Genomic DNA, 11,464 nt, shown 5'->3' with positions numbered 1-11,464 from the left:
CTCCGGCTGTTGATTCAGATTACTATTTTCCATATATTCACCTCATTCTATGTATTATTTAAATCCAGTGCAGTACGGTTTTTACCAAAAATGCAGCAAAAAAAGCCACAACGCCCGGATTCCGTACCAACAGCACCACATCATACAGGCCAGCACTTTTTTCAAAGTGCGGGATGCGTCCCTTAGCGAGCAGCTGTTCTGCCGAGCGCAGCGTCAAATACACGAAAAGCAATAAAATCAGTGCATTGATCGCCGCAAAATGCTTCCATATTCCAAAAGCTGCATATGTTTCCGTAATCCAAACCACAAAAACATAATACAGATTATTTACCGCATGCGCCAGCACCGCCGGCCACACGCTGCCAAACGCATAGGTCAAATAAGCATACGCCATGCCCGCCACCAGCGGACCGGCGAAATTCATCAAACTGCTGTGCAGCATGGCAAACACCATTCCGCTGACCAGCAGACACGGTCCTGTGCCGGCACATCGCTCATGCGCCGTCAACAGGGCGCCGCGCAGGTACACCTCTTCCACCACAGCGGACAGCAGCACGATCACCAGCAGTTTTCCGGCAGCGGACAACCCTGACTGCGGCGCATCCAGCGCAATCGCCGACAGGTCCGCCCCCGCCAGGCCTGCAAGCTGGTAAATCAGCAGATTGAGAAACAGCGATAACACGGCTACCGCCACACCCATTCGCACCGTCAGGCCCAGCGCCCCCCTTGGCAGGCGTTTCGGGCGCAGCCGCTGCATCAGGGGTTTGCGGTCCCGCATGGAAAGCACGACCAGCAGCAGCGGCAGCAGAAAAGAAATCCCTTCTGCCGCAGCCAGAAACGGCGCGCCCCCGCCATAATGGGCAGCCAGCTTTCCCGTCCCTGTCAGCAGGCAGAAGCACACAAACAGCGAAAGGCCGGGCAGCAGCGCAATTCTATTGTTTTTCATCCGTGCGCAGCACCTGCCTTTCCGTGATAATCCATTGACATCGGCAGTCAAATTCTTCATGCGGCAAACAGTCTATCAGGCGTTCTTCCGCACAAAGCGCCATGGATACGGCCTGCGTATCGCTCAAAAAGCGGTCATAATAGCCGCCGCCATATCCCAGGCGGTATCCCTGCCTGTCGCACGCCAGAGCAGGCGCTACAATCAGGTCTATTTTTTCCGGCGGTATCCGTTCGGCTTGCACGTCCGGCTCCAAAATGCCGTAAGCGCCAGGCCGCAGCTCATCTATGGCGGCAATACGGTGGGCCTGCATGCTTCCTGCCGCACCGCACCGCGGCACACACACCGTTTTTCCCGTTTGCAGCGCATGCGCAATGATTGGCTGTGTCGCAATTTCCGCTTCTGTTGCAACATAAATAAAAACCACCTGCGCCGTACGATACGCTGTATGGGCAAGTACCCGCCGCGCAATCTCTGCATTCATATGACAATGAGCAGCCGCTGTCTGTTCCGCCCGCTGCCTTAAAAACTGGCGTCGCAGCCGTTGTTTATCCTGCTGCATGATAAACAACAGCCTGCGCTATCTTGCGCGCTGTCTCTTCGCCGCAGAGCGCAGCTACCAGTGCACAGGCAAAATCCAGTGCGCCGCCCACGCCGCAGGCGGTGATGATTTTGCCGTCCACCACGCAGCTCTGGCGCTGCGGAAGCGCGCCCTTCATTCCTTCCTCCATACCAGGATAACAGGTAGCCCTGCGCCCATTCAGCAGCCCCATTCCCCCCAGAATGACCGAAGGCGCCGCGCAGATGGCCGCAATATATTTTCCTTCGTCAAAATACCGGCGTACGGCTTCCGTGACACGTCCCTCCGCGTATAGGTTAGTTGTGCCCGGCATGCCGCCCGGCAGAACAATCATTTCCCCTGCGTCCCAGTCCACCTGTTCCATCGTCAGGTCGGTCTCTACGCCGATTCCATGCGAACCGTGTACGATACTGCCCGTCACACCAATCAGGCGGACCTCTGCGCCCGCGCGGCGCAGCAAATCAACGGGGGTCAGCGCTTCAACTTCTTCAAAACCTTCCGCCAGCAAAACATACACCATTTCTATCACACCTTTCAGTTGAGCATTAAATTCATATATCCGTCCGCACAATCTGTTTGCTTATACCATTTAATGCAGCCAAGCGCTTCCGCTCCGCCACAGGCGGCATAGGAGAGCGCATCGCACCCCAGTGCCAGCAGCAGCCCCTGCTCCCGCTCATCGGTCAGCCCGATCGCTTCCTGCGCAAAATCTTTCCAGCAGAATGCATACGCCGCCAGTTTTCCGCTCTCTTCCCAGCCAAATGCACCCGCTCCAATGGTATTGAACAGGCGTATCTGCCCCTGCCAGTATGCCTCGCTGCGAATGATATGACAGGCCGGCGTTCTGCTTTCATAAATCGTCTGAAGGGACGCCGCATCCGCTTCTGTCAACCGACGCGGCCGTATACCGCCCTTTTCCCGATAAAGCGTTCCCCGCACGATCTTAAAAAACGGCAGGTAGCCAAACGGTCTGTAAAAATCAAACAGCCATTTTTCTGCCGGAATGAGCGCCGAAGCCGCCACGCCATTTTTTCGGTCCAGTTCAAAGGAGTATTCCAGAAGACGCGCCATATGCCCCTGCCGGCGGCAGTCCGGATCGGTGCATGCACCATAAATATAGGTCAGCTGCTGTATCCCGCTCTTGCCGGCCATGCGATAGGGCAGCATCTGCACCATCGCGCAAAGCCGGTTTTCCGCAACAGACAGCAGCACGCGGCGAATATCAAAGAAATGCGCAAAAAAATATTCATTAAAGCCGCCTTCATCCGGAAAACATTTTTCCCAAAGGCTGCGGACCGCGTCCTGGTCCGACGGCTCTGCAAACCGAATCATCTTTCAGCCTCTTTGCGCACCGCGGCATATTTCACGCCGCGCATCACCGGATAATAAGATTTTTTCGCCTTACGCAGGCCTTCCAGGCCCAAATCTTCTTCTCGGTTGACATATTCCACGTCCTGACAATTCCGCAGCACAAATTGCTGGTTGATCATCTGATAGGCGCCTGCAATATCATGATCCGCTTTTTCAATCTGCACCACATACATGTCCGGCGCCGCCTTGCAGCCGAGCGTGAACGCAATAACCTCTCCATCCAGCCGGAGCATGCCGCCGCGCAGTTCAAGCGCTGCAAAATTTTCCAGCGCCTGCACAATCGCGCAGGTTTCCCCCTCAAAATCGCGATGATGCGCGCACCCGTTCTGTCTGCACCATTTCAGGTGGAACGCATACGCCTCCTTCGTGGTTTCCGGCGTGATATCCTCATAACTCCACCGGCCCTCATATTCAGCCTTGAATCGGTTGACCAGATTTCGTTTGCTTTGCAGTTTCTTTCCCGAAAGGGTGCTCAGTTTTTCTGACAGATAGATATAATCGTCGCCGTCCTCATTATCATGCACAAAGGTAAATTTGCCCGGCCGCACCGCTTCAATCCGCTCAATCATCGGCTCTGCAATCGAAACCACCGTCAGCGGAATGCCGCGCTCGGCGGCATCGGCCTCCAGCGCATCCAGCGCCGCGCCAAGATCACCCTCGCCCACCGGCGCCAGGTAGCAGTCCGGCCCGCCGTCCAGCGGCGTCATCTTGACCAGCAAAAAACCGTCCTTAAAGCAGATTTGCGTGCCGTAGTGCCCGCGCCACATAAACAGGTCAACAAAGCATCGTTCACACAAATGGTAATTATAGTGAGAACCGCAGGTCTCAACCGCCCGCTTGTCCTCTAAAGTAATTTCACGAAATGGCAGCATAAAACTCTCTTTCCTTTAATATTTTTCCGAAGCGCGCAGCTGCTGATAATGCGCCCGCACTTCCGCCGCCCTGCCGCAGGTCATTTTGCCCTCTGTGCAGGCGCCGTCCACACAGGCAGGGCCGCATCTTCCAAACAGCGTTGGCGCAACCGCATATACCAGCCGGTACATCTCTTCCGCCAGCGCACGAATTTCCCACTGCGCGCGGTTGCAGCAGCGCAGGCGGAAAAAGTTCCGCAAACTGCGCGCATTCGCCGTCATCACAATACGGGTTGTGCAGGCGTTGGGCAGCACATAGCGCGCGTCTTCAATCGCGTGCTTTTCTGCCTGACTACGCGCCTGTTTTTCCGGCACGCCTTGCGCCAGCAGTTCTTCCACATAACCTTCCATCAGCGCAGCCGTCAGCGCTTCATAGGTCCGCTGATCCTCTTCCATGGCACGAATAAATTGTTCCCGTGCAGCCGGAATTTTATCAATTTCAGGGGGCACAACATATTCAAAGCCATGTTCCCGCACATAGCGCTGGGACTGCACGGAAAACGACGCCATCCGGTGCCTCGTAATCTGCGCCAGCAGCGAGCGCGACACCCCTTCAATCGCAAAAGTAAAAGACACATGCTCAATCGGACTTTCATGACCGATTTCGGCCAGCATATGCACAAAGTTTTCGGTCTTTTCCGCTGTCAGGCCGTCCAGCACGCTGTCCACATCCGTCGATGAGTAGCAGTTTTTCGCCGCTGCCGCAACCAGTTTTTCCGGTTCCGGCGTATGCGCAAGCAATTTCACTTTCATGTTATTTCCCCTTTCCGCCGAAAAGGCGCTCCTTGATGACCAGCAGCAGGAATTTGGGCAGTTTCATCATCCGGCCGATGCGGCTTGGCTGCTTGAGCAGGCGGTAAAACCACTCCAGCCCCAGCTTGATGAAAATATCCGGTGCGCGCTTGGCAACGCCGGCAAACACATCCAGCGAACCGCCCAGACCGCAAAACAGAGACGCATGTATGTCTTCCATGTGTTCCGCAATGAACCGTTCCTGCTTGGGGGCACCCAGGCAGACAAATACAACGTCCGCTCCGCCGCAGTCATTAATCGCGGCAACGGCCTGCTGCGCATCGGAAAAATAACCGTCATGGCTTCCTGCCAAAATCAGTCCCGGGTACTTTTCACACAGATTTTTTCCTGCCGTTTCGGCAACGCCCGGCTTTGCGCCCAGCAAAAACAGGCGCATGCCTTCCTTCGCCATAGCGCTGACCAGGCTCTCTGCAAACTCAATGCCGGCAACTTTGCCGCACAGTTTTTGTCCCAAAATTTTCGCGGCATAAATAATGCCGATGCCGTCCGGCAGCACCAGAGTTGCGTGATTGACGGTATGCATCAGGTCGCCGTCATGGCGGCACAGGTCAACAATTTCCGGATTCGGTGTTACAACATATCCTTTTCGTCTGGCACGGATACGGCTCATCGCCACATCCACCGCCTGCTGTTTGGTAACAGCATGGAAATGTACACCCAAAATTGAAGCGGTATCCATATTCTTTCTATTTTTCTCCTATATCTCCATACGGTTGTCTCAGGTAAATATTCCAAATCTATTTTATTATACAGCAGCTTGTCCCACATCGCAAGACTATACACGGTAAATCTGCCATTCTATAAAAAGTAATGCAAAGCGTCAGGCGTTTTGCCTGACGCTTCCGTTCACTCTTTTTTATTCTGTCCGCAATGCACAATCACCTCATGAACATATACCGACATACCCGTACATAAAATCCCCTGCACCACGCCGTCAAACAGCGCGGCCGCCCAATTGGCATACTCCTGATAACGGGACAGAACGGAAAGACAGGCCAGCCCGATGCCGCAAGCGGTTAACGTGAGTGGAATCAACTGGTTTGGAAAGGGTTTCATCGCCTTCAGGCCGCATCCCAAAAAATACAGCACCGCTACCAGTATTGCATAATTTGCTCCAATATACTGTGCAAGCTGCTCCATGCCGCTTCACCTCCATCCCAGTCTATGAAGCGGGGCAATAAAAAAGACGCAGGGAGCAACACTTCCTGCGTCTTTTCCACACATTTATTTGATTTGTCCGCGGATCAGCGCGCCCATCTCTGCGGTGGACAGCACCGTTTCTCCCTTTGCGGCAATATCCGCCGTGCGGTGGCCGGCATCCAGCACAGCTTCCACCGCCTGCTCAATTGCATCCGCTTCCGCCCCAAGGCCAAACGAGTAGCGCAGCATCATGGCGCAGGACAGGATCGTCGCAATCGGATTTGCAATCCCCTTGCCCGCAATGTCAGGCGCAGAGCCGTGGATCGGTTCGTACATCCCCTTGCCGGTCTCATTCATCGAAGCCGACGGCAGCATGCCGATCGAGCCGGTAATCATGGATGCCTCGTCCGACAGGATATCGCCGAACAGATTGCCGGTAACGATCACGTCAAACTGTCCCGGATTACGCACCAGCTGCATCGCGCAGTTATCGACATACATATCTGTGTACTCCACTTCGGGGTACTCGTCCTTGATGCGGTGCATGGTCTCCCGCCAGACGCGGCTGGTTTCAAGCACGTTCGCCTTATCGACCGAGCAGACTTTCTTGTTCCGCTGCATCGCCATTTCAAACGCACGGCGGCCGATGCGTTCGACCTCGTACACCGAGTAGTTCATATCGTCCGCGCCGGTCTCGCCCCAGCCCTTTTCGCTTTCGCGGCGGTAGTGCTTGCCGAAGTAAACATCGCCGGTCAGCTCACGGCAGACCAGAATATCAAATCCTTCGCCGATGATCTCGGGCTTGATCGGGCAGGCTGCCGACAGCGCCTTGTGCATCTGCGCAGGGCGCAGGTTGACAAACAGGCCAAGCGCCGCACGCAGACCAAGCAGCGCCTTTTCCGGACGCTTTTCCGAGGGAACTTCATCCCACTTCGGACCGCCGACCGCGCCAAGCAGCACAGAATCCGCGTTTTTGCAGATCTCGATGGTTTCCTCAGTCAGCGGAATCCCGTTTGCATCAATCGAGCAGCCGCCCGCAAGTACTTCCTGATAGTGGAAGGTATGGCCAAACTTTTCACCGATTGTATCGAGCACCTGCATCGCTTCGGTTACGATCTCAGGCCCGATGCCGTCCCCCTTGACAACTGCGATATTGTATTCCACCCTGCTCACTCCCCTCTTTCCTTGAGCGACTTCAGCAGGCCGCCCGCCTGGATGATGCTCTGAATAAACGGCGGAAACGCGGCCGCCTGATAACTTTCGCCCTTGCTCTCATTGGTAATCACGCCGGTGTCAAAATCAACCGAAACAGTATCTCCGTCCGCAATCGCGTTTGCAGCCGCCTCGCATTCAAGGATGGGCAGACCGATATTGATCGCATTGCGGTAGAAAATGCGCGCAAACGAGGAGGCGATCACGCAGGAAACGCCGTTTTCCTTGAGCACCAGCGGCGCATGCTCGCGCGAGGAGCCGCAGCCGAAATTGCGCGTGGCGACCACGATATCGCCCGGCTGCATCTTCTTGACGAAATCCGCATCGATATCTTCCATCGCGTGCGCGGCAAGCTCCTTGGGATCCGCGATGTTCAGATAGCGTGCGGGAATGATAACGTCAGTATCGACGTTATCGCCATATTTAAAAACTCTGCCTTTTGCATTCATGTTTGCGGTCTCCTCCCTTATTTCAGCTCATCCGGTGCGCAGATATAGCCTGCCACCGCGCTGGCCGCCGCCACAGCAGGGCTTGCCAGATAAATTTCCGAGGTGATATGTCCCATCCGGCCGACAAAATTGCGGTTGGTCGTCGAAATCGACCGCTCTCCATGCGCCAGAATGCCCATATGGCCGCCAAGGCACGGACCGCAGGTCGGGGTGGATACAATGGCGCCCGCCTGAATGAAGATTTTGGTCAGCCCCTCTTCAATGCACTGGAGGTAAACCTCCTGCGTAGCGGGGATAATGATAGTGCGCACATCCGGATGCACCTTGCGTCCCTTGAGAATGGACGCGGCTGCCCGCATATCCTCAATCCGGCCGTTTGTGCACGAGCCGATGACCGCCTGCTGCACCTCAATACGTCCCAGTTCGTCAATGGTCTTGGTATTCTCCGGCAAATGCGGGCAGGCTACCGTGGGACGCAGCGCGGAAAGGTCAATTTCAATCTCCCGCTCGTATACCGCATCCTCATCTGCCGCAAACACCGTAATATCCCGATTTACACGGTCCTTGATATATGCCATGGTTTTCTCATCCACTGGGAAGATACCGTTTTTGGCGCCCGCTTCGATTGCCATGTTGCAAATCGTGAAACGGTCATCCATCGACAGCGAAGCCACGCCTTCCCCGGTAAACTCCATCGACTGATACAGCGCGCCGTCCACGCCGATCCGGCCGATGATATCCAGAATAACATCCTTGCCGGACACCCACGGGCGAAGCTTTCCCTTGAGCACAAATTTGATCGCCCCCGGCACCTTAAACCATGCCTTGCCGGTCGCCATACCGGCGGCAAGGTCGGTCGAGCCGACACCGGTCGAAAAGGCGCCGAGCGCGCCGTAGGTGCAGGTGTGGCTGTCCGCGCCGATAATCAGCTCGCCCGGTGCGGTCAGGCCTTTTTCCGGCAGCAGCGCATGCTCAATGCCCATCGCGCCGACATCGTAAAAATTAACAATCCCGTGTTTTTTTGAAAACTCACGGCACGTTAGACACTGCTCTGCCGACTTGATATCCTTATTCGGCGCAAAGTGGTCCATAACCAGCGCGATTTTGGTGTTGTCAAACACCTTGTCAAAGCCGGCTTTTTCCATCTCACGAATCGCTACCGGGCCGGTGATATCATTTGCCAGCGTCAAATCAACATTTGCCTCGATCAGCTGACCCGCGGTTACCGTTTCCAGCCCCGCATGCTTTGCGAGAATCTTCTGCGTCATTGTCATGCCCATATCAGTTGCTCCCCCCTGCCCTTAGTCGATAAAATACTTATTGATGCCGTTGATGTAGGCCTTGATGGAGGCCTCGATCACGTCAACCGATACGCCGCGGCCGGTCACCACATCGCTTCCGCCGTCAATCTTCAGCTTAACGATTGCCTCTGCCTGTGCGTCTTCGCCGTCCGTTACGGAGTTCAGCGAGTAATCCTCCAGCTCGATTTCCTTATCCACGATTTTATTGATCGCACGGAACGCTGCGTTGATCGGGCCGTCGGATGCGGCCACGCGCTCAAACACTTCATCGCCCTTTTTCACACGGATGACGGCTGTGGAGGTAATCGAATTGCCCGCGTTGATCACAAAGCGGTCCAGCGTGTACCGCTCCATACCGGAAACCGGCACCGCACCAACCAGCGCTTCCAGGTCACGGTCCTTGATGACCTTTTTCTTATCAGCCAGCACCTTAAACTTCTCAAAGGTCTTATCCAGTTTTTCCTTATCCAGCGAATAGCCCAGCTCGCGCAGGCGGTCCTCAAACGCATGACGGCCGGAATGCTTGCCCAGCACAATTGCGTTCTTCGGGATACCGACCGACTCAGGCGTCATAATCTCATATGTCTGCTTATTGGCCAGTACGCCATGCTGATGGATGCCGGATTCATGCGCAAAGGCATTGGCGCCGACAATCGGCTTGGTCGGCGCAACCGAAACGCCGGTGATGGTCTGAATCATGCGGCTGGCGCGATAGATCTGTTTGGTATCAATATTGCAGTCAATCCCGAACACATCCTTACGGGTATTGATCGCCATAACGCATTCTTCCATCGAGGCATTGCCTGCGCGCTCGCCGATGCCGTTGATCGTGCATTCGATCTGGTCAATCCCCGCCTGCACACCGGCCAGCGAAATGGCAACCGCCATGCCAAGATCGTTATGCACATGGCAGGACAGGACAACATCCTCAATGCCCGGCGTATGCTCACGAATGTAGCGCACCCGCGCGGCGTATTCATCCGGCACCATATAGCCAACCGTGTCCGGAATATTCAGCGTTGTCGCGCCGGCCTTGATCGCGGTTTCAAACACGCGGCACAGAAAATCCAGATCCGAGCGGGTGGAATCCTCTGCCGAGAACTCCACATCACTGCAATACTTTTTGGCATAAGCAACATGGTGCGCCACCGATTCAATCACCTGATCGGGCGTCATTTTCAGTTTGTACTGCATATGGACGGGCGACGTGGCAATAAACGTATGGATGCGGGCCGACTCGGCATGCCGGATGGCATTCCATGCCGCATCAATATCCTGCTCACTGCTGCGCGCCAGCGAGCAGATGGTGGAGCCCTTCACCGTGTCCGCAATCGCAGCAATCGCCGCAGCGTCTCCGGGCGAAGCGATCGCAAAACCCGCTTCGATGATATCCACATGCAGTGCTTCCAGCTGCTTGGCAACCTCGATTTTTTCATTCAGGTTCATGCTGCAGCCGGGAGACTGCTCACCATCACGCAGGGTCGTGTCAAAAATCTTGATTGTTCTGCTCATTTTCTTGTCCTCACTTTCATGATTTCAGGGTGTACAGGGACAAAAAAAGCTTCGTCCCTTAATCAGAAATTAAGAGACGAAGCGTAAACTCCGCGGTACCACTCTTGTTGCCACAGGATTGCGGCCACTCAGCGCGCATCTAACAATGCGCCTCCCCTGTAACGGTGGGCATCCGTTCCATCCTACCGGCCGCACGGCTTTCAGCAGACAGCTCCCAAGCGAGTTTCACCGTTCACTGACGCTGCCTTGCACCAACCGGCAGTTCTCTGCTGACAACAATACGGTTACTTTACCTGTTCATAGCTTTTTTCGTTACTAATATATTATCCTTGAAGCCCCCTCTTGTCAAGCTCTTTTTTTCTTTTCTGCCATCATATTTTTTCTCACATTTTCCATGTGCCGTTCGCGGATTCACCGGAAAACACCATGAACCAAATGATATATTTTGCCGACTTGATTAAAACCTGTTCATCTGGTATAGTATTATAGTATTTTATCGAATTTTTCCAGCATAGACCTGTGAAAAGAATGAGGAGTAATTATTTGTGAAGCATTTGGGGTTATTAACTCGTCTGATTGCCGGTATTTTTATCGGCACCTTAATCGGCTTATCCGGCGCCTGGCTGGGTATAGCTGATTCCACCGTATTTGTGACGATTGTCCGGCTTTTTGCCACGTTCACATCGTTATTTTCCACCTTTTTATCCTTTGTTATTCCGCTTATCATCCTGTCGTTCATCACGGTAGGCATGGCTGATCTCGGAAAAAAAGCGAACCGGCTGTTTGGCCTTACGCTTCTTTTGGCCTATGGCACCACCGTGCTTTCGGGTATTTTTACGTTTCTGGTCGGCAAGGCTGCGCTGCCCGCCTTCATTCAGCCTATTACAGGCGAACTGCTGGAAAGCAATGCTTTCGCGCCGCTTTTTTCCATTGAAGTGCCGCCCATTTTCGGCGTTATGACTGCACTTGTGCTGGCATTTGTGCTTGGCATTGGCATGGCTAATATTAAAGGCACTTCTCTCCTGAACGCCTTCCGCGATCTGCAGGAAATCGTAACCGCTGTGCTGCGCACCATTATCATACCGCTGATTCCGATTCATATTGCTGGCCTGTTCTGCAATATCGCGGCAGAAGGGCGGCTGTTCGCTACCATCAAGATGTTCGCTTCGCTTTATGTGATGATTCTCGTAATCCAGCTGCTTTATATCGTTTCGCAGTTTGGACTGGCCAGC

12 protein-coding genes, 1 pseudogene and 1 other annotated feature are annotated in these 11,464 nt (G+C 54.4%); of the genes and pseudogenes, 1 reads left to right on the top strand and 12 read right to left on the bottom strand.

What is annotated here, in order from left to right; all coding sequences use genetic code 11:
• Positions 1 to 58: 58 nt before the first annotated feature.
• From ACOYIE_RS05740 to ACOYIE_RS05685, 12 genes are all read right to left on the bottom strand, one after another.
• Positions 59 to 946 (bottom strand): lysostaphin resistance A-like protein, encoded by an 888-nt coding sequence (locus ACOYIE_RS05740; protein ID WP_433411276.1) that lies wholly within the window; start codon positions 944 to 946, stop codon positions 59 to 61.
• Positions 933 to 1,505: a 5-formyltetrahydrofolate cyclo-ligase gene (locus tag ACOYIE_RS05735; RefSeq protein WP_433411274.1), complete on the bottom strand. Its 573-nt coding sequence runs from the start codon at positions 1,503 to 1,505 to the stop codon at positions 933 to 935. Before ACOYIE_RS05735 ends, ACOYIE_RS05740 begins: the two co-directional genes overlap by 14 nt.
• Complete coding sequence (locus ACOYIE_RS05730) at positions 1,492 to 2,043, bottom strand: DJ-1 family glyoxalase III (RefSeq protein ID WP_433411278.1); 552 nt, start codon at positions 2,041 to 2,043, stop codon at positions 1,492 to 1,494. The genes ACOYIE_RS05735 and ACOYIE_RS05730 overlap by 14 nt, the downstream gene beginning before the upstream one ends.
• A gap of 14 nt (positions 2,044 to 2,057) precedes the next feature.
• Positions 2,058 to 2,855 (bottom strand): GNAT family N-acetyltransferase, encoded by a 798-nt coding sequence (locus ACOYIE_RS05725; protein WP_433411272.1) that lies wholly within the window; start codon positions 2,853 to 2,855, stop codon positions 2,058 to 2,060.
• The gene (locus ACOYIE_RS05720; RefSeq protein ID WP_433411270.1) at positions 2,852 to 3,766 is read right to left on the bottom strand and encodes a DUF2156 domain-containing protein; all 915 of its coding nucleotides are present in this window, start codon (positions 3,764 to 3,766) and stop codon (positions 2,852 to 2,854) included. The genes ACOYIE_RS05725 and ACOYIE_RS05720 overlap by 4 nt, the downstream gene beginning before the upstream one ends.
• Before the next feature lie 15 nt (positions 3,767 to 3,781).
• Positions 3,782 to 4,558, bottom strand: coding sequence for an FAD-dependent thymidylate synthase (thyX, locus tag ACOYIE_RS05715; RefSeq protein ID WP_433411268.1), 777 nt, complete (start codon positions 4,556 to 4,558; stop codon positions 3,782 to 3,784).
• A 1-nt stretch (position 4,559) separates the two neighbouring features.
• Positions 4,560 to 5,297 (bottom strand): WecB/TagA/CpsF family glycosyltransferase, encoded by a 738-nt coding sequence (locus tag ACOYIE_RS05710; protein WP_433411266.1) that lies wholly within the window; start codon positions 5,295 to 5,297, stop codon positions 4,560 to 4,562.
• Positions 5,298 to 5,464: 167 nt separating this feature from the next.
• Positions 5,465 to 5,758: a phage holin family protein gene (locus ACOYIE_RS05705; protein WP_433411264.1), complete on the bottom strand. Its 294-nt coding sequence runs from the start codon at positions 5,756 to 5,758 to the stop codon at positions 5,465 to 5,467.
• Between the two features lie 84 nt (positions 5,759 to 5,842).
• A complete protein-coding gene (leuB, locus tag ACOYIE_RS05700) occupies positions 5,843 to 6,922 on the bottom strand; it encodes a 3-isopropylmalate dehydrogenase (protein WP_433411262.1) in 1,080 nt (359 codons plus the stop codon).
• Positions 6,923 to 6,927: 5 nt separating this feature from the next.
• Complete coding sequence (leuD, locus tag ACOYIE_RS05695) at positions 6,928 to 7,419, bottom strand: 3-isopropylmalate dehydratase small subunit (protein ID WP_433411260.1); 492 nt, start codon at positions 7,417 to 7,419, stop codon at positions 6,928 to 6,930.
• Positions 7,420 to 7,436: 17 nt separating this feature from the next.
• The gene (leuC, locus tag ACOYIE_RS05690; RefSeq protein ID WP_433411258.1) at positions 7,437 to 8,699 is read right to left on the bottom strand and encodes a 3-isopropylmalate dehydratase large subunit; all 1,263 of its coding nucleotides are present in this window, start codon (positions 8,697 to 8,699) and stop codon (positions 7,437 to 7,439) included.
• A 21-nt stretch (positions 8,700 to 8,720) separates the two neighbouring features.
• Positions 8,721 to 10,232 (bottom strand): 2-isopropylmalate synthase, encoded by a 1,512-nt coding sequence (locus tag ACOYIE_RS05685; protein ID WP_433411256.1) that lies wholly within the window; start codon positions 10,230 to 10,232, stop codon positions 8,721 to 8,723.
• Positions 10,233 to 10,301: 69 nt separating this feature from the next.
• Positions 10,302 to 10,542, bottom strand: a binding site (T-box leader).
• Between the two features lie 235 nt (positions 10,543 to 10,777).
• Here ACOYIE_RS05685 and ACOYIE_RS05680 point away from each other — a divergent pair.
• Positions 10,778 to 11,464, top strand: a pseudogene (locus tag ACOYIE_RS05680) (dicarboxylate/amino acid:cation symporter); the annotation flags it as partial.

The organism is Agathobaculum sp. (assembly GCF_050946325.1).
GTDB lineage: Bacteria > Bacillota > Clostridia > Oscillospirales > Butyricicoccaceae > Agathobaculum.
This window is presented reverse-complemented; position numbering and strand designations above follow the sequence as displayed.

Coding starts and splice junctions, on each gene's coding strand:
- ACOYIE_RS05740 (WP_433411276.1), bottom strand. CDS start 946: ATGAAAAACAATAGAATTGCGCTGCTGCCCGGCCTTTCGCTGTTTGTG.
- ACOYIE_RS05735 (WP_433411274.1), bottom strand. CDS start 1,505: ATGCAGCAGGATAAACAACGGCTGCGACGCCAGTTTTTAAGGCAGCGG.
- ACOYIE_RS05730 (WP_433411278.1), bottom strand. CDS start 2,043: ATGGTGTATGTTTTGCTGGCGGAAGGTTTTGAAGAAGTTGAAGCGCTG.
- ACOYIE_RS05725 (WP_433411272.1), bottom strand. CDS start 2,855: ATGATTCGGTTTGCAGAGCCGTCGGACCAGGACGCGGTCCGCAGCCTT.
- ACOYIE_RS05720 (WP_433411270.1), bottom strand. CDS start 3,766: ATGCTGCCATTTCGTGAAATTACTTTAGAGGACAAGCGGGCGGTTGAG.
- thyX (WP_433411268.1), bottom strand. CDS start 4,558: ATGAAAGTGAAATTGCTTGCGCATACGCCGGAACCGGAAAAACTGGTT.
- ACOYIE_RS05710 (WP_433411266.1), bottom strand. CDS start 5,297: ATGGATACCGCTTCAATTTTGGGTGTACATTTCCATGCTGTTACCAAA.
- ACOYIE_RS05705 (WP_433411264.1), bottom strand. CDS start 5,758: ATGGAGCAGCTTGCACAGTATATTGGAGCAAATTATGCAATACTGGTA.
- leuD (WP_433411260.1), bottom strand. CDS start 7,419: ATGAATGCAAAAGGCAGAGTTTTTAAATATGGCGATAACGTCGATACT.
- leuC (WP_433411258.1), bottom strand. CDS start 8,699: ATGGGCATGACAATGACGCAGAAGATTCTCGCAAAGCATGCGGGGCTG.
- ACOYIE_RS05685 (WP_433411256.1), bottom strand. CDS start 10,232: ATGAGCAGAACAATCAAGATTTTTGACACGACCCTGCGTGATGGTGAG.